A 25037-nucleotide genomic window follows, 5' to 3' on the forward strand; every position below is an offset into this window, starting at 1 on the left:
CGCCCTCTGTTGAGTTGTCAAAGATCGGCGACGCTCACAGATCGATGAGTTCCTGTCGTGGTTCCTCGCGCGGCGGTCCGGCCTCACGCCGGGCCGCCGCGCGGCGTATCAGCAGCGTGCCGCCGACCCCGACGGCCACCCCCGCCGCCGCCCACCAGACGGGTCCGGCCAGCTCCACGGATTTCCGCCCGCTTGCAGACGCCCCGGCATCCGTGCCGGCCTCGCCGGGCAGTCCCGCCCGCTCCCACCGGGCGAAGACCGAGCGCGGCGCCCGATGCCAACGGATGTCGTCGTCCGCCACCGCCGGAGCCGGATCCGTCCGCACCCACGGTGTGCCGTCCGGGGCCACGAACAACTGGTCCTCCCGCTCCACGGCCACATCACCACCGGGAGCCCGACTCGTCCGAGGCCAGCCCCCGACCCCGCTCAGCCCCCACACCACGGTGATCCGCACCGCCGGATACCGGCCCGCCTCCCACCCCGGCGGCACCCGCTCCGTCCCCGTGTACGTCGGCTGCAACAACGTCCACAAGCGGGCGAACGACGACTCCCCGGAGTGCGACACCTCGGTCCGGCCCGTGGCACCCGCCACGACCATCGCCAGATCCGGGATGTCCTGGCGTGGTTCCTGCGTCTGGGCCCGGGCCTGATCCGTCCCGGCAAGCTGATCCATTTCGGCCGCCTGGACCTGAGCCGTCCCGGCCAGAGCCATCAACACCGGCCCCGCCACGAGACACACGCCCCGCAACCTGGCCCGTCCCCTCCCGTGTTCCATCCGTCCCCCTCCGTCGTCCTCTGTCGTCCTCTGCCGTTCTCGTCTTCTCAGCGCCTCAAGTGCTTCACATGTCCCGCAACTCCTGCCGGGGGCCCGGCTCCCTCCGCCTCCGCCATCGGTCCAGCGGCAGCCGTGCGGCGAACGGCCGTAGAACGAGAGCCAGTACCGCGCCGGCCGCCGCGCCCGGTATGGCCCACCACCAGCCGGTGCCCTGGCCCTTGTCGGGCAGGGAGGCCCGCACTGTGCCGGTCCCCGTGTCGGGGTCGGGTGCGGTGGTGGTCCGACCGGGCCCGGCCGACTGCCAGGGCGCCGGGGGGATGCCGGAGTATCCGTCACCGGTGGCCTTGCCCGTCATGCCCAGTTGCTTCAACAGGGCGCGCAACCGGGCTGGTTGCTCGGCGCGGTGCCAATAGCCGTTCAGATTCACGTTCTCCGGCACATCGCCCGCGGTGTGGATCCAGACCGCCTGTGGACGGGACTCGACCGGGAAGACCCGGTCGATCCGGTAGGGCGATATGTCGTGCGCCAGCCAGGTGACGTTGATCTGGCGGGCGTGGGTCAGATCGGCCTCGGGCGGTTTGTCGCGGGCGCCCTCGCCCTCCGGTCCGAGCAACTCCTGGAGCTCTCCGTACTGTTCGTCCGAGTAGTACAGCGCTGTGGCCTGCCCGCTCTGCGGTGAGGTCACCAGCACGCTGGTCGGTCCGCCCGCCGCCGCGTCCGACGCACCCCACACCATCAGGGTCAGCGTCATCGTCAACGCCCCGCCCAGAGCCGTCAGTTCACGAAACCTGCCCGCACTTCCGCTTCCGGACATCCGAACCCCCGACCAGTCGATCCCCGTACGGCCCGCCCGCGAGCCGTCTGTCACTTCTGGTACACCGACCGACCCGCCGGGGTTCCCACTCCGCCCGCACCAATTGCGGGGCTTGCGCTACTCGCTCCGGTCGAGCGACTTCGCGATCTCCACGGCCCGCTGCCTCGACGCCACTCCTTCCAGACGGAACGTCAGATCACCGCCCGGAACCCCGTCGACCGCATGCGTCCACAGCAGCGTCGGACCGGCCGTCCGCTCCGTGCGCGTATAGCGGTCCCCGTCCGGGTCCACCAGCCAGAAGCTCAGCAGATGCGGTCGCGCGAACCACAGCGCCGGATCCTGCATGCCGTCCGGCGAGGCGGTCCCGTCCAGCGACAACCACTCCGGCGGTTCGCGCACCGTCTTGGCGAAGCCGATGTCCAGCCGCGCCGGATACTCGTCGACCCGGACCGTGTGCCCGCCCTCCCGCCAGCACAGGCTCACCAGAAAACGCCCCTGCGGCTCGCCGGTCACCGTCACCGCGTCCGGAACCCCCAGCGCGTCCGGCACCAGCGGCTCGAACCCCGCGCGCCGACGGGCCTGCGCCAGAGTCACCGAGCGGCCGCACCCGGGCACCACGGCACCGGCCGAGGGCACCGCCGACGGGTCGTACCGCACCTCGACCCCGCCGAAGCCGAACCAGTCGAAGACCGCCGCACGAACCGGAGGCGTGAGCACGAGCACCGTCAGCAGACCGCACAGGGCCGCCGTCAGCGCCCGCCGACGCAACCGCGCCCAGCGCCGGACGGCGCGCAGCCGAGCCCGGACCCCGGTCGGCCCGGCCTCCTGGACGGGGACCGGGATCTGCTCGGCCAGTATCTGCGCCAGCACCCGCTCGACCATCGACTCGGACCCGGCGGCCCCGCCACCGTCCCGCGCGTCCAGCGAACGCCCCAGCGCCCGCAACTCCTCAGGCAACCGGGAGGCGGCGCCGGCGCCCTCACCGTCGTAGGACTGGTAGGACTCCCGCCCGTCACTCACTCTCCTCACCTCCTTCCCGAGGCCGGAAATCCGGCAGCAACCGCCCGAGCTTTCGCAACGCGCGGTTCAGCCGGGACTTCACCGTCCCGCGCGGCCAGCCCAGGGCCTCGGCCGTGTCCGGCTCGTCCATGTCCAGGAGATAGCGGTAGGTCACGACCAGGCGGTGCTCCTCGCTGAGCTGGTCCAAGGCGGACAGCAGGGCCGCGCGCCGCTCGGTCTCCAGCGTGGCGACCGCCGGATCCGCCGATTCCGGTATCAGCGGCTCGGCCTCCGCGAACGCCGCCTCCCGGCCGGCGAGCGTGCGCTGCCGCGCCGCCGTACGCACTGTGTTCCTCGTCTCATTGGCGACGATCGACAGCAGCCACGGCTTGAACGCCGCGCCCTCCCTGAACCGGCCCAGCGCGCAGTACGCCTTGACGAAGGCCTGCTGCACCACGTCCTCCGCGTCCGCACCCGCCCCGAGAGCCGCGGCCGCCCTGAGCGCGATGCCCGTGTGGGCCCGCACCAGCTCCGCGTACGCCTCCGGCTCTCCGGCGCGTACGCGTGCGATCACCGCGGCCTCATCGACGATGCGGCCCCCCTCCCGCGTCTTCACACCTGTGGTACACCGCCGGAGACGGATCGGTTCCCACCCGTGTCACATCTGTTCCGAACGAGTTCCGGACCAGTTCCGGAGTGGCCCCCAAGACCTGAGAGAATGGTGAACATGGCCTCTGACCGACCCCGCGTGCTCTCCGGAATCCAGCCCACCGCAGGCTCGTTCCACCTCGGCAACTACCTCGGCGCCGTCCGCCAGTGGGTGGCTCTGCAGGAGTCTCACGACGCGTTCTACATGGTCGTCGACCTGCACGCGATCACCGTTCCGCAGGACCCGGCGGACCTCCGCGCCAACACCCGGCTCGCCACCGCGCAGCTCCTGGCCGCCGGGGTCGACCCGGAGCGCTGCACGCTGTTCGTCCAGAGCCATGTCCCCGAGCACGCCCAGCTCGCCTGGGTCATGAACTGCCTGACCGGCTTCGGCGAGGCGTCCCGCATGACCCAGTTCAAGGACAAGTCCAACCGGCACGGAGCCGACCGCGCCAGCGTCGGCCTGTTCACGTACCCGATCCTCCAGGTCGCCGACATCCTGCTGTACCAGGCGCACGAGGTCCCGGTCGGCGAGGACCAGCGCCAGCACGTCGAGCTGACCCGTGACCTCGCCGAGCGCTTCAACGGCCGCTTCGGCGAGACCTTCACAATCCCGAAGCCGTACATCCTCAAGGAGACGGCGAAGATCTACGACCTTCAGGACCCGTCGATCAAGATGAGCAAGTCGGCGTCCACTCCGAAGGGCCTCGTCAACCTCCTCGACGACCCCAAGGCGACCGCCAAGAAGGTCAAGAGCGCCGTCACCGACACCGACACCGTGATCCGCTACGACCCGGAGCACAAGCCGGGCGTCAGCAACCTGCTCACCATCTACTCGACCCTCACCGGAGCCGGTATCCCGGAACTGGAGCAGAGGTACGAGGGCAAGGGCTACGGTGCGCTCAAGACGGACCTCGCCGAGGTCGTGGTCGAGTTCGTGACGCCGTTCCGGGAGCGCACCGAGCAGTATCTGGACGACCCGGAGACACTCGACTCGATCCTGGCCAAGGGCGCGGAGAAGGCGCGAGCCGTCGCGGCCGAGACCCTCGCCCAGACGTACGACCGGGTCGGCTTCCTGCCCGCCAAGCACTGAGGCGCACGACCGCACTGAAGTACCACTGGACAGAGCGCTGCACATCACTACGGTTGCGCCTGCCCACAACCCGGTCGTGGCCGTACAGTCGATAGCCGGGTGGCCGCGTGTGCGGCCACCTCGGAGCACCGCCAGGACCACCACCAGGACCACCGACAGGACGACAGGAGACGACGTGGGGACCGTAACGATCGGCGTGTCGATCGCGGTCCCGGAGCCTCACGGCAGCCTGCTCCAGGAGCGGCGCGCGGGCTTCGGCGACGCCGCGGCCCACGGCATCCCCACGCATGTCACGCTGCTGCCGCCGACCGAGGTGGACGCCTCCCAACTGCCCGCGGTCGAGGCCCATCTCGTCGGGGTCGCCGCGGCCGGCCGCCCCTTCCCGATGCGGCTGTCCGGCACCGGCACGTTCAGGCCGCTGTCCCCGGTCGTCTACGTCCAGGTGGTCGAGGGCGCCGAGACCTGCACCTGGTTGCAGAAGCGGATCCGTGACGTCTCCGGACCGATGGCACGCGACCTGAACTTCCCGTACCACCCCCACGTCACCGTGGCGCACGGCATCGACGACGATTCGATGGACCGCGCCTTCGAAGCCCTCGCCGACTACCGCGCGGAGTGGCCCTGCACCGGCTTCGCGCTCTACGAACAGGGCGCCGACGGAGTGTGGCGCAAGCTCCGCGAGTTCACCTTCGGCGGAGCCGTCGTACCACCCCAGGCGGCCCACACCGACCGCGGCACGATCCCCAGCCGCTAGCCCCTGTCGTCAAAAATCCCGTCTCACCCCGCCAGCCGCCGGAACAGCCCGCGCGGCAGGTGCCGTAGCGTCCACATCACCAGGCGCAGCCTCCCCGGCACCCACACCGTCTCCGAGCCCCGGCGCAGGCCCAGTTCGATGGCTGTGGCGACGGACTCGGGGGTCGTCGTGAGCGGGGTCGCCTCGTGGTCGGCCGTCGTCTTCGAACGGACGAATCCCGGGCGTACGACCATGACGTGCACGCCCGTGCCGTGCAGCGCGTCCCCCAGGCCCTGCGTGAAGGTGTCCAGACCGGCCTTGCTGGAGCCGTAGATGAAGTTCGTGCGGCGGGCCCGCTCGCCGGCGACCGAGGAGAGCACCACCAGGGAGCCGTGTCCCTGGGTCTGCAGTGCCCGCGCGGCGACCAGACCGGCCGCCACCGCACCGGTGTAGTTGGTCTGCGCGACGCGCACCGCGGCGGCCGGTTCGCGCTCGTCCCGCGCCTGGTCGCCGAGGATGCCGAAGGCGAGCAGCACCATGTCGATGTCGCCCTCCGCGAAGACCTTGCCGAGCGCGGCCTCGTGGGAGTCGGGGTCGAGCGCGTCGAAGGCGACCGTCCGGACCTCGGCCCCCAGGGCACGCAGTTCCGAGGCGGCGCTCTCCAGGGCGGGCGACGGGCGGCCCGCCAGCCACACCGTGCGGGTACGGCGGGCGATCAGTCGGCGCGCGGTGGCCAGCGCGATCCGGGACGTACCGCCAAGGACGAGCAAGGACTGTGGAGGACGCATGCCGGTGACCGTATCGCCCGCTTATGGGCGGTCGGTCGTACGGCATAAGTGCCCTCCCTGAAATGGGCGATTAATCGGATGCCGCTCCCTATGGCGCCACGCACCCGTGTTTGGGGGTACTCGCACATCGGTCTCCCCGGAGGAGGGCAGAATCGGATCATGGACTGGCTGACGAAGCTCCCCTTCATCGGGCCCCTGGTGGCGCGCCTGATGCGCACGCACGCGTGGCGGTCGTACGAGCGGCTGGACCGGGTGAAGTGGACGCAGCTCGCCGCCGCCATGACGTTCATCAGCTTCATCGCGCTGTTCCCGCTGCTGACCGTGGCCGCCGCGATCGCCGCCGCCACCCTGAGCACCTCCCAGCAGCACGACCTGCAGGACAAGATCGCCGAGCAGGTGCCCGGCATCTCCGACCAGCTCAACATCGGTTCCCTGGTGGACAACGCGGGCACCATCGGCCTCATCGCCGGCGCCGTCCTGCTGTTCACCGGCATCGGCTGGGTCGGCTCGATGCGGGAGTGCCTGCGCGCGGTGTGGGAGCTGCCCGACCGCGACGAGAACCCGTTCCTGCGCAAGCTCATCGACGCCGGGGTGCTGATCGGCCTGGGCGGCGCCGTCCTCGCGACGATCGCCATCTCCACCGTCGCCTCCGCGCTCGTCGACTGGATCAGCCGGGAACTGGGCCTGGCGCAGGGAGGCTGGGGCGGGGTCCTGCTGCGTATCGCCGCGTTCGCCGTCGCCGTGTTCGTCGACTTCCTGCTCCTGCTGTACGTCCTGACCCTGCTGCCCGGCGTCGAGCCCACACGCCGTCGGCTCATCGTGGCCGCGCTGATCGGGGCGGTCGGCTTCGAACTGCTGAAGCTGCTGCTCAGCGGCTACATCCAGGGCGTGGCCGCGAAGAGCATGTACGGCGCGTTCGGCGTTCCCGTGGCCCTGCTGCTGTGGATGAACTTCACCTCGAAGCTGGTCCTGTTCTGCGCCGCCTGGACGGCGACCCCGAGCAAGGACGACCCCGACGCGGACGAGGTGTACGACCCGACCGACGAGACCGAGAACCCGAAGGTCAGGGACGAGGGCGACGGCGGACCAGATCCGGCAGCGGCCAGCGCCGGTTGACCAGGAAGACACCGCCGGCCAGCAGCACCAGCAGCCCGCCGATGATCGCGAGCGCGATCCCGACCCCGCTCGAACCGTTCTCCTCGGCGGCCGAGGCCGAGGAACTCGCGGCCGGCCTCTTGGACGAGGTGTCGCCGCCCGCCTCCCCGGTGGCCGTCCCACCCGGCTGAGCGCTCGCCTGAGCCGCGTTCTTCGGCGCGACCAGCTCACCCACCGGCTGCACCTTCCCGTCCGCCTGGAAGCCCCAGTCGAGGATCTTCGCGGCCTCCTTGTAGACCTCGTTGTGCTCGTCCTTCTCCGGGTTCATGACCGTCACCAGCAGCACCTTGCCGCCCCGTTCGGCCACGCCGGTGAAGGTCGCGCCCGCGTTGGTGGTGTTGCCGTTCTTGACGCCCGCGATGCCCGGGTACACCGACACGTCCGAGTCGCCGCTCAGCAGCCGATTGGTGTTACGGATGTCGAAGGTCCCGCGGACCGACTTGCCCTTCTTCGTCGTGGTCTCACCCGGGAACTTCGCGCTCACCGTCGAGCAGTACGCGCGGAAGTCCTTCTTCTGCAGCCCGGAGCGCGCGAACAGCGTCAGGTCGTACGCCGACGAGACCTGCCCCGGCTCGTCGTAGCCGTCCGGTGTCACCACATGGGTGTCCAGCGCCTGGAGGTCCTGGGCGTGCGCGTTCATGTCGGCGACGGTCTTGTCGACGCCCCCGTACATGTGCGACAGGACATGCACGGCGTCGTTCCCGGAGCGCAGGAAGACACCGAGCCACAGGTCGCGGACCGTGTAGCTCTCGCCCTCCTTTATCCCGACCAGGCTGGAACCCTCGCCCATGCCGGCCAGGTCGGAGGGGACCACCTTGTGCTCGGTCGTGCTGGGGAACGTCGGCAGCACGGTGTCGGCGAACAGCATCTTCAGGGTGCTCGCCGGAGGCAGCCGCCAGTGCGCGTTGTGCGAGGCGAGCACATCGCCGGACTCGGCGTCGGTCACGATCCACGACCGCGCGGTCAGGTCCTTCGGCAGCACCGGGACACCGGACGTCAGATTGACCTGCGTCCCCGCCTGACCGAGGCGGGTGCCGCCCACCGACGACATGTCCGCCGGGGGAGTGGCCGTAGGACTCGCCGACGAAGTCGGGGTCGGACTCGGGGCCGCGAGGGCGACGGGCGCCGTGAGCGCGAGGGACGACAGGGCGGCGGAAAGCACCAGCAGGGGTCGCCTGATGGTCTGCTGTGGAGCGGGCACGCACGAGAACGTACATGGCCGACGACCCGAAGTCCCGTCACCGGCCCCACCCCGGACACGGGCCCCCGGGGACGACGGCGATACTGGACTCATGAAGCTCAGCCGCCCCGTCTCCTGGTTCCTGCTCGCCTTCGGGGTGTGGAGCTGGGTCATCTGGGTCACTTTCATCAAGAACCTGGTCAAGGACACAAGCGGGCTGGCCTTCGACGACGGCCGGCCGACGGCGTACTTCTGGGTGCATCTGACCCTCGCCATCGTCTCCTTCGTATTGGGGACGGTCATCGGCGGCCTCGGGTTGCGTGGACTGCGCGCGCTGCGCCGGACGTCGTAGAGAAGTGGCCATCGTCGTCATCGCGCTCGTCGTCCTGGTCGCGGTCGCCGTCCTCGGCGGACTGCACTGGTACATCTGGCGCCGCCTCGTCCGCGACACCACGCGCGCGTGGGGCCCCGCCCGTGTCACCGGCACGGCCGTGCTCGTGGCCGGCCCGGTGCTGATGGTCGCGGCCCTGGCCACCGAGCGCGGCGGCGCGCCCTTCTGGCTCCAGCAAGTCCTGGGCTGGCCCGGCTTCCTGTGGATGGCCCTGTCGATCTACCTGCTGCTGGCCGTCCTCGCGGGCGAGGTCCTACGACCGCTGCTGCGCCGGCTCGTCGAGCGGCGCGGGCCCGCGGAGACGGCCGTAGAAGAGGCGCAGGACCCAGCCGCGGAGGAACCTCGGCCTCCCGCCCCCTCGCGCCGTCTCTTCGTCTCCAGGGTCGTCGGAGGCGCGGCCGCCGCTGCCGCCGTGGGGACCGTCGGATACGGCACCTACGGCGTCCTGCGCGGGCCGAGCGTCAAGCGGGTCACCGTGCCGCTGGCCAAACTGCCGCGCTCCGCGCACGGGTTCAGGATCGCCGTCGTCAGCGACATCCATCTGGGGCCGCTCCTGGGGCGGGGTTTCGCGCAGAAGGTCGTCGACACGATCAACGCGACACAGCCCGATCTGATCGCGGTAGTGGGGGACCTGGTCGACGGCAGTGTCAAGAACCTGGGGCCCGCGGCGGCACCCCTGGCGGGGCTGAGGGCCGGTCACGGGAGCTACTTCGTCACCGGGAACCACGAGTACTTCTCCGGCGCCGAACAGTGGCTGGAAGAGGTCCGCACGCTCGGGATCCACCCCCTGGAGAACGCCCGTACCGAACTCGCCGGCTTCGACCTCGCCGGGGTCAACGATCTCCAGGGCGAGAGCGAGGGCCAGGGCCCCGACTTCGGGAAGGCGCTCGGCGATCGGGACACCACGCGCGCGTGCGTGCTCCTCGCGCACCAGCCCGTGCAGATCCACGAGGCCGTCAAGCACGGCGTCGACCTCCAGCTCTCCGGGCACACCCACGGCGGCCAGTTGTGGCCCGGCAACTTCATCGCGGCGGCGGCCAATCCGACGGTCGCGGGCCTGGAGCGCTACGGCGACACCGAGCTCTACGTCAGCAGGGGCGCGGGCGCGTGGGGGCCGCCGACACGGGTGGGGGCGCCGTCGGACATCACGGTCGTCGAACTGGCGTCGAAACAGGCCTAGTCACCGGTGTCGTGGCCCGTCCGTGAACTGGCTGGGAAGTGGCTGTGAAACGGGCGTTTAACACCCGTCGGTAAGTTCTTTCTCATCTCGGCAGAACTCTCTTCCCCCGGGCGAAACTCCTGTGGTTAGGTGATCCGCGCCACTAGGGGAGTGGCATTCGGGAGGGGCCCGGGAGGGCTCTGGGGAGGCACACCGATGCGGTCGGTTCGCATACGGATTCTCGCGACGCTGCTGGTTCTCGCGGCGGTGGGAGTCGGGGGCTGGCAGTTGCTGCCGTCGGACGGGAGCGGGGACAGGACGATCACGGTCGGGACGACGGACGCCGTCACCTCGCTCGACCCGGCCGCCGCCTACGACGCCGGTTCCTGGGCGTTGTACAGCAACGTCTTCCAGTCGCTGATGACCTTCGACCCGGGCGGCGCGACACCCGTCCCGGACGCGGCCAAGAGCTGCGCGTTCGTGGGCGGCGGCCTGAAGACGTACCGCTGTGTGGTGCGCGACGGGCTCACCTTCCCGAGCGGGCGCACGATGACCGCCGAGGACGTGAAGTACTCCTTCGACCGGGTCAAGAAGATCAACTCCGATGTCGGTCCGGCGTCCCTGCTCTCCACGCTCGGCTCGGTCAGCGCCTCCGGCATGACCGTCACCTTCCATCTGTCGTCGCCGGACGCCACGTTCCCGTTCAAGGTGGCCACCGGCGCCGGTGCGATCGTCGACAGCACCAAGTACCCGAAGGACGCGCCACGCACCGGTTTCGAGGCCGACGGCACCGGGCCGTACAACCTGTCCGCGTATACGAAGGACAAGAAGGCGGTCCTTTCGCCGAACGGCCACTACAAGGGCGCGGTCAAGAACAACGGAAGCCCCATCGAGCTGCGCTACTACGCCGACTCGGACGCGCTGCAGAAGGCGTACAAGGCGAAGCAGGTCGAGGTCGCCACCCGTCAGCTCCCGCCGAAGATGCTCTCCGGGCTCTCGGCGAGCGATCCCGACCAGCGGGTGTCGGAGTCCGACAGCTCCGAGACCCGCAACCTGTACCTCGACACCCGCAAGGGCTCGCCCCTGCACGACGTCCTCGTCCGACGGGCCATGGCCTGGCTGATCAACCGCGAGGAACTGGCCGCCTCGGTGTACGACGGCACGGTCGACCCGCTGTACTCGCTGATCCCCGCCGGCATCGTCGGCCACACGACGTCGTTCTTCGACGCCTACCCCATGGAGAGCGTCAAGAAGGCGAAGGCTCTCCTCGAAGAGGCCGGTGTCTCCGTCCCGGTGCGCTTCACCTACGGGTACGGCATCGGGCACGGTTCCGGCGCCGAGGAGGCCGCCGAGCTGAAGAAGCAGTTGGAGGCGAGCGGCCTCTTCAAGGTGGACGTCAAGGGCTACGAGTGGACCGACTTCCAGAAGCGCTGGGCGACCGGCAAGCTGGACGCGTACGCGGTCGGCTGGGTCGCCGACTATCCGGACCCGGACACCTTCGGCTCCGCGCTCGTCGGCACCGGCTCCACCATGAACACGGGCTACAGCAACAAGCTCGTCGACCAACTGATCCTCGACAGCCAGACGTTCGCCGACCGCAGCCGCGTCGACGCCGACTTCCGCGATGTGCAGGTGGACGTGGCCGGGGACGTGCCGCTGATCCCGCTGTGGCAGCGCAAGGAGTACGTCGTCAGCAGCGAGGACGTCGGCGGCATCTCCTATCTGTCGGACGGCACCGGTGTGTTCCGGCTGTGGGCGCTGGACTGGATCTGACCGCCTTCATCACCATGTGACGGAGGCGTGCGGGGTGAGGAGCCGACGTGGTCAGACGCAACTCCTTCCGGCTGCCCCGGCACCCGGCGTCCGTCGGTCTCGCCCGGCGCCGGGTCCGGGACCATCTGGCCGACTGGGGGCACGGCGATGACGATCCCGCGCTCCAGGACGCGGTGCTGCTCGTGTCCGAACTGGCGACCAACGTCGTACGCCACGGGCCGCTCCTGGAGCGCGAGTTCGAGGTGGCGGTGACGGCCCTCGGGGACGGCTCCTGCCTCATCGAGGTGTCGGACGAGGGCCGGCTCCAGCCCCGTCTGCGGGTCGTGACGGAGCTGGAGGAGGCCGGGCGCGGACTCCATCTGGTGGAGGGCGTCGCGTCCGCCTGGGGCGTGTGGAGCCGCGGCGCGCACGGCAAGACGGTGTGGGCCCTCGTCCAGCCCGACACCACTTCCTGACACAACTGCCGTCCTACGACGGCACCGGCGTCCGCGTCGGCAGGGTCACCGTCACCGCGAGCCCCTCGCCCGGCGCCGTCCGCACGGCCACGTCCCCGCCGTGCGCCTGGACGACGCCCTGCACGATCGCCAGCCCCAGACCGCTGCCCGCACCGCCGCCCGCCCGGAAGAAGCGGTCGAAGATACGCGCCGCGTCGTCCTGGCAGAGCCCGGGACCCTGGTCCGCGACACACAGCCGTACGACCCCGTCCTCGCGCTCCAGACCGAGCCGCACGGGCACGTCGGCGGGCGTGTGGGTGCGGACGTTGGTCATCAGGTTGCCGAGTATCTGGCGCAGGCCCGACTCGTCGGCGCGCACCAGGAGGGAGCCGTCGGCGCCGACCGTGACGGGCCGCTCCGGCTGCTGCACCCGCAGGTCCTCGGCGGCGTCGCGCACCAGGCGGCTCAGGTCGACGTTCCGGAAGCGCAGTTCGGGCCGCTGGTCGAGGCGGGCCAGCATGAGCAGCTCGTCCACGAGGCGGCCCATCCGGTCGGCCTCCGCGTTCATCCGGTCCCAGGCCCGCCTGCGCTCGTCGGGCTCGGTCAGCATGCCCTTGTCGTAGAGCTGGAGGTAGCCGCGTATCGCTGCCAGCGGGGTACGCAGCTCGTGCGAGGCGTCGGCGACGAACCGGCGGAGCTGGGCCGCCGTACGCTCGCGCGTGCGGTACGCCGACTCCACCTGGTGGAGCATGGAGTTGAGGGCGACCCGCAACTGCTCGACCTCCTGCGTCGGATGGTGGCTGGAGGGCACGCGCCGGGTCAGATCGCCCTCGGCGATCGCCGACGAGGTCTCCACCATGTCCTCCAGGGGCAGCATCCGCCGCCGCACGCTGACCATGGTCAGCGTGGCGAGCAGCACCAGCAGCAGGCTGCCGAAGGCGAGGTCCAGCTTGAGGGCCTTCGCCATGCCGTTGTGCAGGCCGCCGGTGGAGGCGGCGATCAGGATGTACGTGCCGTCGGCGAGCCGGGTCCCGGTGGCGCGGTAGGGGTCGCCGCGCAGCGATATGTCGCGCGGTGTGCCGTCGGCGGCCAGCGCGGCCGGGTCGGTGAAAAGGGCGGCGAGCGCCCGCTGGTCGTCGGTCGGGGTGAAGCCGGCGATGGTGAGGACCTTGCCCTGGGGGCCGACCGCCGCGAACACCTTGTCCGGGTTCGGCGAGTCGACCTCCTTCTGGGGCATCAGTTGGTCGCCGATGCCGGCCAGGGTGCTCAGTGTGTTGATCTGCCGCATCGTGAGCTCGGAACTGCCCAGCGAGTCACGGGTTTTCGTCAGCCCGGTGTCGACCTGGGCGAGCAGATAGTGCCGCATACCCATCAGGCTGACGGCGGTGGCCATGACGATGCCGAGCGCCAGCAGTGCCACGTTCGCCAGGGTCAGCTTGGCGCGCAGGGAGTGGACTCCGCGCTCGCAGTTCGGGATCCGGAATTTCATGCGAGCCCGTATCCGACACCCCGCCGCGTGGTGATCACCGGCGGCCCCAGGGTCTCCAGCTTGCGCCGCAGATAGCTGATGTAGGTCTCCACGACGGTCGATTCGGGCGGGGTGTGCTCGTACTGCCAGACATGGCGCAGGAGTTGCTCCTTGGGCACGATGCGGCCGCCGTTTCGCACCAGGAAGCGCAGCAGGGCGTACTCGGTGGGGGTCAGCTCGACCGAGTTGCCCGCGCGGTGCACCGAGTACGTCGTCTCGTCCAGCTCCAGGTCGCCGTAGCGCAGCGGCGGGCGCTGCGGGAGGACGTCGGCGGGGCGGGTGCGGCGCAGGACGGCGGTGATGCGGGCCACGACCACGTCGATGTCGAACGGCTTGGTGATGTAGTCGTCGCCGAAGCCGAGGGCGCCGACGATCTCGGCGGGCGCGTCCCGCGCGGTGAGGAAGACGAGTGCCAGGTCGGGCCTGCGGGCGCGCAGTTCGTGCCCCAGGGCGCGGCCGTCGCCGTCCGGGAGCATCACGTCGAGCAGGGCGCAGTCGGGGCGGGTGCGCTCGGCGAGGGCGAGCGCCTCGCGCACGGTGCCCGCGGTCATCACCTCGAAGCGGTGGTAGCGCAGCGCGATGGCGAGGACGTCGGCGATGCTCGGTTCGTCCTCCACCACCAGCACGGTTCCTGGAGCCGTCATGCCCCCAGTATCGGCGGCCGCACCGACATCGGGGCCGTCCGGTCTTTGGAGTTCCTTGAGAGTCATGGCCGATGCGTGTCCACGCGTGCGTGCCGCCACCAATTCTGTAGCGCAGGACCTGGGGGACCAACCGACCGACTAAGGAGCGTTGAGCGTGGCGGCATTGGCACGGTGGTGCTATCGGCACCGGCTGGTGGTCCTGTTGCTGTGGGTGGGGGCACTGTTCGGCCTGGGCTTTTCGGCCTCGACGGCGGGTACGAACTACGCGAACGTCTTCTCCCTCCCGGACACGGACTCCAAGCGCGCGTACGACCTGATGGGGAAGGCGTTCCCGAACAGCTCGGGCGACACCGACACGGTGGTGTGGAAGGTCGACTCGGGTTCGGTGCGGGACCAGTCCGTACAGACCCGCATCCAGCCCGCACTCGACAAGATCGCGGCCATGAAGGGCGTCGGCGGGGTCACCGGCCCCTACTCCGGCGCGCGGGGCGCGGCACAGATCAGTTCCGACGGGAAGATCGCGTACGCGCAGATCACCTTTGGAGACCAGGCGAACGCGGTCCCCAAGGACCTCGTCCAGAAGGTCGTGGACACCGCTCAGGACGCCGAACGTGGCGGTCTCGAGGTCGAGCTGGGCGGCCAGGCCATCCAGCGCGTCCAGGAGCCGCCCACCGGCCTCGCCGAGATGATCGGCATCCTCGCGGCGGCCGTGGTGCTGTTCCTGGCCTTCGGCTCGTTCTACGCGATGCTGCTGCCGATCGGCATCGCCATCTTCGGTGTGGGCACGGGCCTGTTCTCGACCCAGCTCCTCAGCCACGCCACCGACATCCCCGATCTGGCGCCCCTGCTCGCCACCCTGATCGGCCTCGGCGTCGGCATCGACTACGCCCTGTTCATCGTCACCCGGCACCGCAAGGGCGTCCTGCGCGGCATGGACCCGGAGGAGTCGGCGGTCACCGCCCTCAACACCTCAGGCCGCGCGGTGCTGTTCGCGGGCGGCACGGTGTGCATCGCGCTCGCCGGCATGCTGGTGACGAACCTGCGCTTCCTGGACGGCGTGGTCGTCGGCACCTCGCTCACCGTCGTCCTGAGCGTCCTCGCGGCGACGACCCTGCTGCCCGCCCTGCTCGGCTTCCTGGGCGTGCGGGTGCTCAGCCGCAAGCAGCGGCGCAAGCTGGAGGCGAACGGCCCCGAGCCGGAGCGGACCACCACCCTGGCGGCGCGCTGGTCGGCAGGCGTGCAGAAGCGTCCGCGCCGGATCGCCGTCCTGGCCCTCGCCGTCATGGCGGTCCTCGCCATCCCGGTGCTCTCGCTCCGCCTCGGCGCCACCGACCAGGGCAACGACGACGCCTCGACGACCACCAGGAAGGCGTACGACCTGCTCGCCGACGGCTTCGGCCCCGGCTTCAACGGCCCCCTCCAGGTGGTCACTTCGAGCGGCGACACCGCCACCCTGGTCAAGGGCATCAAGGACACCAAGGGCGTCGCCCAGGTCGCCGCGCTGCCCCCGGCGGGCGGGGTGACCGTCATCCAGGTCGTCCCGACCACGTCACCCCAGTCGAAGCAGACCGACGACCTGATCGACACCCTGCGCGACAAGGTCGTCCCGGAGGCGGGCGCGACCGCCCACGTCGGCGGTGTGACGGCGATATCCAAGGACTTCGCGACCGTCACCGGCGACCGGCTGCCCTTGTTCGTCGCCACGATCATCGGCCTGAGCTTCCTGCTCCTGCTGCTCGCGTTCCGTTCCCTGGTGGTGCCGTTGACGGCCGCCCTGATGAACCTCATCGCGGCGGCGGCCTCCTTCGGTGTGCTGGTGGCGATCTTCCAGTGGGGCTGGGGCCTGGACATGCTGGGCCTCGGCAAGGAGGGCCCGATCAACGCCTTCCTGCCGGTCATCATGCTGTCGCTGCTGTTCGGCCTCTCCATGGACTACCAGGTGTTCCTGGTCAGCCGTATGCACGAGGAGTGGGTCCACACCAGGGACAACGCCCGCGCGGTCCGCGTCGGCCTCGCGGAGACCAGCCGGGTCATCAACAGCGCCGCCCTGATCATGGTCTGCGTCTTCCTGGCGTTCGTCCTCAGCGGTGACTCCGGAGCGGCGACGGCGGGCGTCGGCCTGGCCGCCGCGGTCGCCCTGGACGCCTTCATCCTGCGTACGGCCCTGGTGCCGGCCGCGATGCATCTGCTCGGCAACTCCAACTGGTGGCTCCCGGGCTGGCTCGACAAGCGTCTGCCGCACCTCGCCGTGGAGCCCGCCGAGGAGGCCGCCCCGGCCGTCGCCGACGGCCCGGCGTCGGCCGTCCACGGCTTCGTCCGGACGACCGAGGGCGAGCCCGTGGAGGGCGCGTCCGTGACGCTGCTGACGGCCGGCGGACGTCAGCTGGACCGGGTCGAGTCCCTGGCGGACGGCTCGTACATCGTGTCGGTGCCGGCGCCGGGGACCTACCTCCTGGCGACGACCGCGCCGTCGTACGGCTCGATCGCGCGGCACGTGGCCGTGACGGACGGTCCGCTGGTCCACGACGTCGAACTCGCGGAGGGCGAGGTGGACGCCGTCAACTGAGCCGGGCGCTCAGGGGCGTTCGTCGTCGGCGGGTCCGGCGGCGGGCGCCCCGCGCTTGTTCTTCTTCGTGGCCGGGTCGGGCAGCGCGTGGGTCATGCCCGGCAGGAAGTCCGTGAACAGCTCGTGCACCTCCAGGACGAGCGGCCGCAGCACCCGGAAGCGGGCCAGCGAGACACCGCGCGCGGTGAGGCGCGCTCCGCGCTCCGCGAGCCGGTAACTCCGCTCACGCCCCTCGGTGCGGTCGAACACCCAGTACAGGACGAGCCCCATCTGGGAGAGCCACATCAACTCCGGGAGCACTTCCCGCAGTTCCGGCGCGACCTTGGTCTTCGCGCCGGACAGCACCTCCTTGTGGACGGCGATGGCCTGCACGCGCGCGTGCTCGCTCTCCGGGGAGAACGGGCTGAGCGGGCTGTCCGGGTCGGCGGCGTTCTTGAAGAACTGCACCGCGAACTCGTGGTACGGCGTCGCGATGTCCAGCCACACCCGCAGCACACCCGCGAGCCGCGCCTGAAGATCGGTCTCCCGGTCCAGCACCTCGCGGACCGCGAGCCGGTGCTCCTCGGCGATACGGTCGTAGAAGCCCTGGATCAGGTGCTCCTTGCCGGCGAAGTAGTAGTACGCGTTGCCGACCGAGACGCCCGCCTCCTTGGCGATCGCCCGCATCGTCGTCTTGTCGTAGCCGTGCTCCTGGAACAGCCGCATGGCCGTCTCCAGGATCAGCGCGCGGGTCTGCTCGGACTTGCTGGGGGTGGCGCCCTCGTCGGGGCCGTCGTTGTTCGCGGGCACGGCTACAGAGCCTATCCAGTGGGGCAGCTGCCGCCGCCGCAGCCCGGTGCGGTGTAGCTCCACCCCCGGCTCGGGTCGTACGTCCACCCGTCGCCCTGCCGGTACACGCCCCCGCCCCACTGCGCCCCGCGCCACTTGGCGGCGGCGAGCACGGCGCCCTTGGCGATCCTGGCCCCGGCCGGCGTGCTCAACCGGTGCGCCAGCGGCCGGTGTTCGCGCAGGGCCCACAGGGTGACGATCCAGGCCGCGGCGCCCCGGTAGACCTGCCCGGAGTCGCCGACGACGGTGATCTCGTCGAGGGTGGCGCGATGGTCGAGCCCGGGAAAGCGTTTCCGGGCCTCTTCGGAGGACGCCGGTACCAGCTCCAGGGGCACCAACTGCGACTGCCGTACGAGCCAGTCGCGCAGGAAGGTGCACAGGGAGCAGTCGGCGTCGTAGAGGACGGTGAGCCGGCGGACCGGGGTCGCCCGGTCCGCCGAGGGGGCCTGCACGGCCCTCACGCCCCGACCCAGTCCTGCGGCGCGACGGGCGGCACCTGCTCCCGCTCCAGGACCCCGCGCCGCCGGATCTTGTTGAGCACATACACATTGCCCAGGTGCATGACCCCGAGCACCAGCAGCACCACACCCACCTTGGTCGACAGGGCCTCGAAGACGCCCCGGGTGTCGTCGATGGTCCCGTCCCCGCTGAGGTACAGCGCGACGAACCCGAGGTTGACGAGGTAGAAACCGACCACCAGGAGGTGGTTCACGGCCTCCGCGAGTTTTTCGTTCCCCTTCAGGACATCGGCCAGGAAGATCCGCCCGTTGCGGCTGAGCGTGCGGGCCACCCAGACGGTGAGTCCGATGCTGATGACGAGATAGATGACGTAGGCGACGACCGTGCGGTCCATGCGCCTCCCCCTTCTTGAACGCGTTCAAAAACGCTGACAGAGGAAACTGTAGAGCCTCTTTTGAACGTGTTCAACTCGCCCGTGCTGGGACCTGTGTCACACCCGTCGCGCCAGCTCCGGCCGCTTCGAGTAGTCGGTCAGTCCGATGACGTTGCCCCAGGGGTCGGCGATCTCGACGGTCCACCCGGTGGCCACGGAGAACGGCGGGTCGAGGAGGTCGACCCCGGCGCCCGTGAGGTGCTGCGCGGCCTTCCGCGCGTCCGGCACCTCCAGCCACACGCGCGGTGAGGCCCAGGGTGGCGGCCGGTGCCCCAGCCCCTCCTCCTGGCGCAGCAGCACCCCGGGCGTCTCGCCACCGACCTTCAGGAGCGCGATCCCGGCCTCGTCGAGCCGGAACCCGACGGCGAATCCGGCGCGCTCGTAGAAGCCGACGGCTTCGGCGAGGTCGCCGACGGGGAGCAGGACGTTGTCGAAGCCGAGCAGTTCGTACGACTCTTCATCTGACATGCCATCAGATTAGGGCGATGATCGGCGAAGGGCCGGGATTGCCGGGAACGGCGAGGGCCCTGTTTCCGAAGTGACGGAAACAGGGCCCTGATGGAGAACCTGGAAGCTCAGAAGCGACGCGTGATCAGCGCCCGCTTGACCTCCTGGATGGCCTTCGTGACCTCGATACCGCGCGGACAGGCGTCCGTGCAGTTGAAGGTCGTGCGGCAACGCCACACGCCGTCGCGGTCGTTGAGGATCTCCAGCCGCTGCTCGCCCGCGTCGTCACGGCTGTCGAAGATGAAGCGGTGGGCGTTGACGATGGCGGCCGGGCCGAAGTACTGGCCGTCGTTCCAGAAGACCGGGCACGAGGACGTGCAGGCGGCGCAGAGGATGCACTTCGTGGTGTCGTCGAAGCGCTCGCGGTCCTCGGCCGTCTGGAGACGCTCGCGCGTCGGCTCGTTCGTGTCGTTCGTGATGAGGAACGGCATCACGTCCCGGTACGCCTGGAAGAACGGGTCCATGTCGACGACCAGGTCCTTCAGGACCGTCAGACCCTTGATCGGCTCGACCGTGATCGGCTTCTCGGGGTTGAGGTCCTTGATCAGGGTCTTGCAGGCGAGACGGTTCTTGCCGTTGATCCGCATCGCGTCCGAACCGCAGATGCCGTGCGCGCACGAGCGGCGGAAGGTCAGCGTGCCGTCGATGTCCCACTTGATCTTGTGGAGGCCGTCGAGGACGCGCTCCTTGGGGTCGATCTCCAGCTGGAAGTCTTCCCACGTCGCTTCGGCCGAGACCTCGGAGTTGAAGCGGCGGACCCGGAAGGTGACCGTGATGTAGGGGGAGTCGGCGAAGCCGGGCTCGGGCTGGCCGGCCGCTTCTTCCTTGTCCAGAACAGGGGTTGCCATCAGTACTTACGCTCCATCGGCTGGTAGCGGGTCTGGACGACCGGCTTGTAGTCGAGACGGATGGACTCGGTGCCGTCGTCGCCGACCTCGCGGTACGCCATGGTGTGGCGCATGAAGTTGACGTCGTCGCGGTTCGGGTAGTCCTCGCGGTAGTGACCGCCGCGGGACTCCTTGCGGGCCAGCGCGGAGACCGCCATGACCTCGGCCAGGTCGAGCAGGTTGCCCAGCTCGATGGCCTCCAGGAGGTCGGTGTTGAACCGCCGGCCCTTGTCCTGGATCGAGATGTTCTTGTAGCGCTCGCGCAGCTCCGCGATCTTCTCGACCGCCGTCTTGATGGTCTGCTCGGTGCGGAACACCATGACGTTCGCGTCCATGGTCTCCTGCAGCTCGCGGCGCAGGACCGCCACCCGCTCGGTGCCCGTGGAAGCGCGCAGGTGCTCGACCTGGTCGACGACCTGCTGCGCCGGGTTCTCCGGCAGCTCGACGTAGGACGCCTTCTGGCTGTACTCCGCCGCCGCGATGCCCGCCCGGCGCCCGAACACGTTGATGTCCAGGAGGGAGTTGGTGCCGAGCCGGTTGGCGCCGTGCACCGACACACAGGCGACCTCGCCGGCCGCGTACAGGCCCGGGACGACGGTGGTGTTGTCCGTGAGGACCTCACCCTCGACGTTGGTCGGGATGCCGCCCATCGCGTAGTGCGCGGTGGGCTGGATCGGGATCGGGTCCGTGTACGGCTCGATGCCGAGGTACGTCCGCGCGAACTCCGTGATGTCGGGCAGCTTGGCGTCCAGCTGCTCCGGCGGGAGGTGCGTGAGGTCCAGGTAGACGTGGTCGCCCTCGGGGCCGCAGCCGCGGCCCTCGCGGATCTCCGTGTAGATGGAGCGGGAGACGACGTCACGGGACGCGAGGTCCTTCATGACCGGCGCGTACTTCTCCATGAAGCGCTCGCCGTCCTTGTTGCGGAGGATGCCGCCCTCACCGCGGGCGCCCTCCGTCAGCAGGATGCCCATGCGCCAGATGCCGGTCGGGTGGAACTGGAAGAACTCCATGTCCTCCAGGGGCAGCCCGCGCCGGTAGACCGCGGCCTGGCCGTCGCCCGTCAGCGTGTGCGCGTTCGACGTCACCTTGAAGAACTTGCCGCAGCCGCCGGACGCGTAGATCACGGCCTTCGCCTGGAAGACGTGGATCTCGCCGGTGGCCAGCTCGTACGCGACCACGCCCGCCGACGTCTTGACGCCGTCGACCTCGGTGATCAACTGGTCGAGGACGTAGAACTCGTTGAAGAACTCCACGCCCTCCTTCACGCAGTTCTGGTAGAGCGTCTGGAGGATCATGTGGCCGGTGCGGTCGGCCGCGTAGCAGGACCGGCGGACCGGCGCCTCGCCGTGGTTACGGCTGTGACCGCCGAAGCGGCGCTGGTCGATCGTGCCGTCCGGCGTGCGGTTGAACGGCAGGCCCATCTTCTCCAGGTCGAGGACCGAGTCGATGGCCTCCTTCGCCAGGATCTCGGCGGCGTCCTGGTCGACCAGGTAGTCGCCGCCCTTGATCGTGTCGAAGGTGTGCCACTCCCAGTTGTCCTCCTCCACGTTGGCGAGCGCGGCGGCCATACCGCCCTGCGCTGCGCCCGTGTGGGAGCGGGTGGGGTAGAGCTTGGTCAGGACCGCGGTGCGGCTGCGCTTCGTCGACTCGATCGCGGCGCGCATACCGGCGCCGCCGGCGCCGACGATGACGGTGTCGTACTTGTGGATCTTCATCAGGAAATTCCTCAGCCCCGTTGCCTAACGGATGTTCGGGTCGAAGGTGAAGATCACCAGCGTGCCCAGCAGGATGGTGAACACCGTGGCGGTGTAGAGCAGGCCCTTGAGCCACAGCCGGGTGTTCGCGCGCTCCGCGTAGTCGTTGATGATCGTGCGCAGGCCGTTGGCGCCGTGCAGCATCGCCAGCCACAGCATCAGCAGGTCCCAGACCTGCCAGAACGGCGAGGCCCAGCGGCCGGCCACGAAGGCGAAGCCGATCTTGGAGACACCGCCGTCGAGGACGAGCTGGATCAGCAGGTGGCCGAGGACCAGGACGACCAGCACGACGCCGGACAGGCGCATGAAGAGCCAGCCGTACATCTCGAAATTGCCCCGGGTCGACTTCGGGGTCTTCTTGGTGCGCTTGCGGGGGGCCTCGATGAGGGGCGCCGGGTTGTCCACGGTGTAGACGGACGCACTCTCGACGGGGCCGATGCCCGAGGCCGCGGTTTCAGTCGTAGACATCTGGGTCAGCTCCCGAACAGAACACGAGCGGCGTGGCCGAGCACGGGGTAGATCGCCCCGAGCATCAGCACGAGCCAGAGGCCGACTACGGACCACAGCATCTGCTTCTGGTAGCGGGGTCCCTTCGACCAGAAGTCGACGGCGATGACGCGCAGGCCGTTGAGTGCGTGGAAGAGGATCGCGGCGACGAGGCCGTACTCCAGCAGTGCCACGATCGGCGTCTTGTAGGTGGCTACGACCTTGTCGTAGTCCTCGGGGGAGACACGCACAAGAGCGGTGTCCAGCACGTGTACGAACAGGAAGAAGAAGATGAGGACGCCGGTGACTCGATGAGCCACCCAGGACCACATTCCTTCCCGGCCGCGGTACAGCGTTCCAGCCGGCACGGAAGAACCCTCCGGGAGCGGGGATTTAGGGCCGCGCCGGCTTCTCTGTCGGTCGGGCCCGGCCGGGTACGGTCCTCCGGCCCTCAGCATCGTAACCAGGCGCTGACGCGGTACTTACAGCGGGCCTGTCTGTGTGATCAAACTGGCACGCAAAGGTGCACGTACGGGCTAGTTTCGGGCGGCCGTTCAGACTGCGGGCAACCGTTCAGGCTTCGGCCGGCCTTAGAAGGCGAGGGCGTCGAGCAGGCGTCCCCGTGCCAGGCGCCGGAGTTCCTCCGCCACCACCACCCGCTCCTCCTCCGGATCGTTTGTCAAACGTGACCGGATGCCCGCCAGTACGTGGTCCAGGACCTCGCCCGGGGGTACGCCGTCCACACAGATGACGAACACATGTCCGAAGCGGGCCTCGTACGCCGCGTGGGCCGCGTCCAGGGCCATGTGGGCGGCCTCGTAGGTGTCGTCCGGGAGGACGGGCAGCGACTCGCCCGCCAGCGCTTCGGCGAGGTCCCCGGCCGTGAGGTCGTAGGCCGCCTCGTCGGACGCGGCGAGTACGGAGTCCAGGTCGGGGTAGGGGCGGTGGTCGGTGAGGCGGCGCGACCAGCGGAGGCTGTGGAGACAGGTGAGGAGGGTGAGGCGGGCCTCGTCGGCGGACGCGGTGTTGAACGTGTCCAGCGCGTTCGGGGACGGCGAGGTGCGGGACTGCTCGGGCAGCGCCGGTATGGCCACTCGGCCGGGAAGGTGGGGTAGGCGGTGCGCAGGCAGTGTGGATCCTCGCGTCACGGAAGGTGCGGCAGGGGATGCTGTGAGAAATGCGTCACCACGTTATCGGGAGTGGTCATGACGTGTCCGCTCGATGCCCGAATTTCACCCGGACGGGAGAGTTTCGGAACGTGTGGTGGACACCCCGGGTGCGCCCGGGGCCGTAGGTTGGCGCCGTGAGCCAGCACAGGCGCCGCTCGTCGGCGAAGCAGGTGAAGCAGCTGAAGCAGAGGCGGGGGCTGATCGCGGTCGCCGCGGCCACTGCCGTGGTCGCGGGCGGGGTGGGCCTCGGGCTGTGGGCGTCGTCCGGGGACGACGGGAGTCCCGCGGGCGCGGCGCTGAGCCCCGCCGACAGCACCTCCGCGGCCTCCCGTTCCGAGTCCAGGACGCCGAGTCCGAGTCCGACCCCGACCCGGTCGTATCCGCTGTCGCAGGCGCCCCGCACCATTCCGGCCGTCCGCTCCCACACCCCCGCGCGCGGCCCCGGGTGGCGGCCCGCCAAGGGCGAGCGGGTCGTGGTGGACGACGCCGACCTCGTCGACGAGGGGCGGCTGATCGCCGGTGAGCTGGGGCTGACGTACGCCGGCGAGAAGAGCGACGTGCGCGCAGGGGACGTACGACTGGCGCTCAACGACGACGAGGGCGCGAACCCGGAGTCGTACGCGATGACCGTGCGCGGCGGGCGGGTCACCGTCAGCGGGCCCTCGGACGCGGGGGTGTTCTACGGCACCCGCACGCTCAAGCAGGAAGTGCACGGCGGCGGTACGGCGCCGGAGGGCGTCGTGCACGACCAGCCGGCCAAGCCGCGGCGCGGGTTCATGCTGGACATCGCGCGCAAGCCGTTCACCGCGTCCTGGATCGAGGACCGGGTACGGGAGTTGGGCGACCTGAAGTTCAACGAACTGGGGCTGCACTTCTCCGACGACCAGGGCTTCCGGATCGCGTCGACGACCCATCCCGAGATCGTCTCCAAGGACCACCTGACCAAGGCCCAGGTGAAGCAGATCGTCGACCTCGCGGCGAGCCGGCACATCACCGTCGTGCCCGAGATCGACTCGCCGGGGCATCTGGGCGCAGTGATCGCCGCCCACCCGGACCTGCAACTGCGCAACGCGTCGGGTGTCGCCACGCGAGGCGCGATCGACATCTCCAAGGACGCGTCCGCCGCGATCGTCGACGAACTCCTCGACGAGTACGCCGGGTTGTTCCCCGGCGACCAGTGGCACCTCGGCGGCGACGAGTACCAGGCGCTCACGGTCGCCAACCCTCAGGCGTCCTTCCCGCAGTTGGCCGCCGCCGCGACGAAGGCCTACGGCTCCGGCGGCACCGTCGCCGACCTCACCACCGGCTGGCTCAACGACCGCGCCGACACCGTCCGCAACCACGACCGGACGATGCGGGTGTGGAACGACGGCTTCTTCGCGGGTACGTCCGTGCAGGCGGCCAAGGATCTTCAAGTGGCGTACTGGACGGGCAAGGAGATCGGCGCCCGGCAGCCCGTCGCGTATCTGAGCGCGGGCCGCAAGGTCCTCAACTACAACGACGAGTACCTCTACTACGTCCTCGGCGAGCCGCAGACCTTCGTCTATCCGACCGGGCAGCGGATCTACGAGCAGTGGACCCCGCGGGTGCTGCGCGGGACGCAGGCGGTCCCGGCGAAGTACGACTCCCAGATCCTCGGCGGTTCCTTCGCGGTGTGGTGCGACCTCGCCAACTCGCAGACGCAGGACCAGGTCGCGGCCGGCATCCGGATGCCGCTGCGGGCGACGGTCCAGAAGCTGTGGGATCCGGGGAAACCGGAGTTGAGCTGGACGCAGTTCAAGTCGCTTGCGGGCAAGGTGGGTTGAGCGGGGCGGTCCGCGCTGCTGGACTTACC

At 69.9% G+C, this 25037-nt stretch carries 26 protein-coding genes; 9 read left to right on the forward strand and 17 right to left on the reverse strand.

What is annotated here, in order from left to right:
- Positions 1-34: 34 nt before the first annotated feature.
- The 4 genes from AB0M63_RS02335 to AB0M63_RS02350 form a co-directional block, all read right to left on the reverse strand.
- Positions 35-673: a hypothetical protein gene (locus AB0M63_RS02335; RefSeq protein WP_366018081.1), complete on the reverse strand. Its 639-nt coding sequence runs from the start codon at positions 671-673 to the stop codon at positions 35-37.
- Between the two features lie 166 nt (positions 674-839).
- Positions 840-1526: a hypothetical protein gene (locus tag AB0M63_RS02340; protein ID WP_366018082.1), complete on the reverse strand. Its 687-nt coding sequence runs from the start codon at positions 1524-1526 to the stop codon at positions 840-842.
- A gap of 180 nt (positions 1527-1706) precedes the next feature.
- Entirely contained in the window at positions 1707-2609 is a 903-nt protein-coding gene (locus AB0M63_RS02345) for a hypothetical protein (protein ID WP_366018083.1), read from the reverse strand.
- The gene (locus AB0M63_RS02350; RefSeq protein ID WP_366018085.1) at positions 2602-3162 is read right to left on the reverse strand and encodes an RNA polymerase sigma factor; all 561 of its coding nucleotides are present in this window, start codon (positions 3160-3162) and stop codon (positions 2602-2604) included. The genes AB0M63_RS02345 and AB0M63_RS02350 overlap by 8 nt, the downstream gene beginning before the upstream one ends.
- Before the next feature lie 153 nt (positions 3163-3315).
- Here AB0M63_RS02350 and trpS point away from each other — a divergent pair, with 153 nt between their 5' ends.
- Together trpS and AB0M63_RS02360 are read left to right on the forward strand one after the other, a co-directional pair.
- Positions 3316-4329, forward strand: coding sequence for a tryptophan--tRNA ligase (trpS, locus tag AB0M63_RS02355; RefSeq protein WP_355903010.1), 1014 nt, complete (start codon positions 3316-3318; stop codon positions 4327-4329).
- A 175-nt stretch (positions 4330-4504) separates the two neighbouring features.
- Positions 4505-5083, forward strand: coding sequence for a 2'-5' RNA ligase family protein (locus tag AB0M63_RS02360; RefSeq protein ID WP_366018086.1), 579 nt, complete (start codon positions 4505-4507; stop codon positions 5081-5083).
- Positions 5084-5106: 23 nt separating this feature from the next.
- Here the strand turns inward: AB0M63_RS02360 and AB0M63_RS02365 are convergent, their stop codons facing one another.
- Complete coding sequence (locus AB0M63_RS02365) at positions 5107-5850, reverse strand: decaprenylphospho-beta-D-erythro-pentofuranosid-2-ulose 2-reductase (protein WP_355903014.1); 744 nt, start codon at positions 5848-5850, stop codon at positions 5107-5109.
- Between the two features lie 159 nt (positions 5851-6009).
- Here AB0M63_RS02365 and AB0M63_RS02370 point away from each other — a divergent pair, with 159 nt between their 5' ends.
- The gene (locus tag AB0M63_RS02370) at positions 6010-6966 is read left to right on the forward strand and encodes a YihY/virulence factor BrkB family protein (RefSeq protein WP_366018087.1); all 957 of its coding nucleotides are present in this window, start codon (positions 6010-6012) and stop codon (positions 6964-6966) included.
- On the opposite strand, the gene AB0M63_RS02375 is transcribed toward AB0M63_RS02370, so the two are convergent.
- Entirely contained in the window at positions 6914-8206 is a 1293-nt protein-coding gene (locus tag AB0M63_RS02375; RefSeq protein WP_366018089.1) for a D-alanyl-D-alanine carboxypeptidase, read from the reverse strand. The genes AB0M63_RS02370 and AB0M63_RS02375 overlap by 53 nt on opposite strands.
- A 91-nt stretch (positions 8207-8297) precedes the next feature.
- Here AB0M63_RS02375 and AB0M63_RS02380 point away from each other — a divergent pair, with 91 nt between their 5' ends.
- The 4 genes from AB0M63_RS02380 to AB0M63_RS02395 all read left to right on the forward strand — a co-directional run bounded on the left by AB0M63_RS02380 (position 8298) and on the right by AB0M63_RS02395 (position 11963).
- Positions 8298-8537, forward strand: a complete 240-nt coding sequence (locus AB0M63_RS02380) for a hypothetical protein (protein ID WP_355903020.1) — start codon at positions 8298-8300, stop codon at positions 8535-8537.
- Between the two features lie 4 nt (positions 8538-8541).
- Positions 8542-9756, forward strand: a complete 1215-nt coding sequence (locus tag AB0M63_RS02385; RefSeq protein WP_366018090.1) for a metallophosphoesterase — start codon at positions 8542-8544, stop codon at positions 9754-9756.
- Positions 9757-9951: 195 nt separating this feature from the next.
- Positions 9952-11508: an ABC transporter substrate-binding protein gene (locus tag AB0M63_RS02390; RefSeq protein ID WP_366018091.1), complete on the forward strand. Its 1557-nt coding sequence runs from the start codon at positions 9952-9954 to the stop codon at positions 11506-11508.
- 47 nt (positions 11509-11555) lie between these two features.
- Positions 11556-11963: an ATP-binding protein gene (locus AB0M63_RS02395; RefSeq protein ID WP_355903026.1), complete on the forward strand. Its 408-nt coding sequence runs from the start codon at positions 11556-11558 to the stop codon at positions 11961-11963.
- A 13-nt stretch (positions 11964-11976) separates the two neighbouring features.
- Here AB0M63_RS02395 and AB0M63_RS02400 read toward each other — a convergent pair whose 3' ends face one another.
- The gene (locus tag AB0M63_RS02400; RefSeq protein ID WP_355903028.1) at positions 11977-13431 is read right to left on the reverse strand and encodes a HAMP domain-containing sensor histidine kinase; all 1455 of its coding nucleotides are present in this window, start codon (positions 13429-13431) and stop codon (positions 11977-11979) included.
- Complete coding sequence (locus tag AB0M63_RS02405) at positions 13428-14114, reverse strand: response regulator transcription factor (protein ID WP_355903029.1); 687 nt, start codon at positions 14112-14114, stop codon at positions 13428-13430. Before AB0M63_RS02405 ends, AB0M63_RS02400 begins: the two co-directional genes overlap by 4 nt.
- A 163-nt stretch (positions 14115-14277) precedes the next feature.
- On the opposite strand from AB0M63_RS02405, the gene AB0M63_RS02410 reads away from it, so the two are divergent.
- Positions 14278-16680 carry an MMPL family transporter gene (locus AB0M63_RS02410; protein WP_366018517.1) on the forward strand — a complete coding sequence of 801 codons (2403 nt, stop codon included), beginning with the start codon at positions 14278-14280 and terminating at the stop codon, positions 16678-16680.
- Between the two features lie 9 nt (positions 16681-16689).
- On the opposite strand, the gene AB0M63_RS02415 is transcribed toward AB0M63_RS02410, so the two are convergent.
- From AB0M63_RS02415 to AB0M63_RS02455, 9 genes are all read right to left on the reverse strand, one after another.
- Positions 16690-17469 (reverse strand): TetR family transcriptional regulator, encoded by a 780-nt coding sequence (locus AB0M63_RS02415; RefSeq protein WP_355903031.1) that lies wholly within the window; start codon positions 17467-17469, stop codon positions 16690-16692.
- Positions 17470-17480: 11 nt separating this feature from the next.
- On the reverse strand, positions 17481-17969 hold the full coding sequence (locus AB0M63_RS02420) for a DCC1-like thiol-disulfide oxidoreductase family protein (RefSeq protein WP_355903033.1): 489 nt from the start codon (positions 17967-17969) through the stop codon (positions 17481-17483).
- A complete protein-coding gene (locus AB0M63_RS02425; RefSeq protein WP_355903035.1) occupies positions 17966-18361 on the reverse strand; it encodes a hypothetical protein in 396 nt (131 codons plus the stop codon). Before AB0M63_RS02425 ends, AB0M63_RS02420 begins: the two co-directional genes overlap by 4 nt.
- Before the next feature lie 96 nt (positions 18362-18457).
- A complete protein-coding gene (locus AB0M63_RS02430) occupies positions 18458-18868 on the reverse strand; it encodes a VOC family protein (RefSeq protein WP_355903037.1) in 411 nt (136 codons plus the stop codon).
- A 107-nt stretch (positions 18869-18975) separates the two neighbouring features.
- Positions 18976-19755, reverse strand: coding sequence for a succinate dehydrogenase iron-sulfur subunit (locus AB0M63_RS02435; protein WP_355903039.1), 780 nt, complete (start codon positions 19753-19755; stop codon positions 18976-18978).
- Positions 19755-21509, reverse strand: a complete 1755-nt coding sequence (gene sdhA / locus AB0M63_RS02440; protein WP_355903041.1) for a succinate dehydrogenase flavoprotein subunit — start codon at positions 21507-21509, stop codon at positions 19755-19757. The genes AB0M63_RS02435 and sdhA overlap by 1 nt, the downstream gene beginning before the upstream one ends.
- A gap of 24 nt (positions 21510-21533) precedes the next feature.
- Positions 21534-22016, reverse strand: a complete 483-nt coding sequence (locus tag AB0M63_RS02445) for a succinate dehydrogenase hydrophobic membrane anchor subunit (protein WP_355903043.1) — start codon at positions 22014-22016, stop codon at positions 21534-21536.
- A 5-nt stretch (positions 22017-22021) separates the two neighbouring features.
- Positions 22022-22402: a succinate dehydrogenase, cytochrome b556 subunit gene (gene sdhC, locus AB0M63_RS02450; protein ID WP_078652359.1), complete on the reverse strand. Its 381-nt coding sequence runs from the start codon at positions 22400-22402 to the stop codon at positions 22022-22024.
- Positions 22403-22624: 222 nt separating this feature from the next.
- Positions 22625-23128, reverse strand: coding sequence for a 2-oxo-4-hydroxy-4-carboxy-5-ureidoimidazoline decarboxylase (locus tag AB0M63_RS02455; protein ID WP_366018093.1), 504 nt, complete (start codon positions 23126-23128; stop codon positions 22625-22627).
- Between the two features lie 254 nt (positions 23129-23382).
- On the opposite strand from AB0M63_RS02455, the gene AB0M63_RS02460 reads away from it, so the two are divergent.
- On the forward strand, positions 23383-25008 hold the full coding sequence (locus AB0M63_RS02460) for a family 20 glycosylhydrolase (RefSeq protein WP_355903656.1): 1626 nt from the start codon (positions 23383-23385) through the stop codon (positions 25006-25008).
- The last annotated feature ends 29 nt before the right edge of the window (positions 25009-25037 follow it).

The sequence above is a fragment of the Streptomyces sp. NPDC051576 genome (assembly GCF_040681835.1).
GTDB lineage: Bacteria > Actinomycetota > Actinomycetes > Streptomycetales > Streptomycetaceae > Streptomyces.

What these genes read in the sequence shown, in the direction of transcription:
- AB0M63_RS02365 (WP_355903014.1), bottom strand. Translation starts at nt 5,850, where the DNA reads ATGCGTCCTCCACAGTCCTTGCTCGTCCTTGGCGGTACGTCCCGGATC.
- AB0M63_RS02435 (WP_355903039.1), bottom strand. Translation starts at nt 19,755, where the DNA reads ATGGCAACCCCTGTTCTGGACAAGGAAGAAGCGGCCGGCCAGCCCGAG.
- AB0M63_RS02425 (WP_355903035.1), bottom strand. Translation starts at nt 18,361, where the DNA reads ATGGACCGCACGGTCGTCGCCTACGTCATCTATCTCGTCATCAGCATC.
- AB0M63_RS02405 (WP_355903029.1), bottom strand. Translation starts at nt 14,114, where the DNA reads ATGACGGCTCCAGGAACCGTGCTGGTGGTGGAGGACGAACCGAGCATC.
- sdhA (WP_355903041.1), bottom strand. Translation starts at nt 21,509, where the DNA reads ATGAAGATCCACAAGTACGACACCGTCATCGTCGGCGCCGGCGGCGCC.
- AB0M63_RS02335 (WP_366018081.1), bottom strand. Translation starts at nt 673, where the DNA reads ATGGATCAGCTTGCCGGGACGGATCAGGCCCGGGCCCAGACGCAGGAA.
- AB0M63_RS02430 (WP_355903037.1), bottom strand. Translation starts at nt 18,868, where the DNA reads ATGTCAGATGAAGAGTCGTACGAACTGCTCGGCTTCGACAACGTCCTG.
- AB0M63_RS02400 (WP_355903028.1), bottom strand. Translation starts at nt 13,431, where the DNA reads ATGAAATTCCGGATCCCGAACTGCGAGCGCGGAGTCCACTCCCTGCGC.
- AB0M63_RS02380 (WP_355903020.1), top strand. Translation starts at nt 8,298, where the DNA reads ATGAAGCTCAGCCGCCCCGTCTCCTGGTTCCTGCTCGCCTTCGGGGTG.
- AB0M63_RS02370 (WP_366018087.1), top strand. Translation starts at nt 6,010, where the DNA reads ATGGACTGGCTGACGAAGCTCCCCTTCATCGGGCCCCTGGTGGCGCGC.
- AB0M63_RS02390 (WP_366018091.1), top strand. Translation starts at nt 9,952, where the DNA reads ATGCGGTCGGTTCGCATACGGATTCTCGCGACGCTGCTGGTTCTCGCG.
- trpS (WP_355903010.1), top strand. Translation starts at nt 3,316, where the DNA reads ATGGCCTCTGACCGACCCCGCGTGCTCTCCGGAATCCAGCCCACCGCA.
- AB0M63_RS02445 (WP_355903043.1), bottom strand. Translation starts at nt 22,016, where the DNA reads ATGTCTACGACTGAAACCGCGGCCTCGGGCATCGGCCCCGTCGAGAGT.
- AB0M63_RS02340 (WP_366018082.1), bottom strand. Translation starts at nt 1,526, where the DNA reads ATGACGCTGACCCTGATGGTGTGGGGTGCGTCGGACGCGGCGGCGGGC.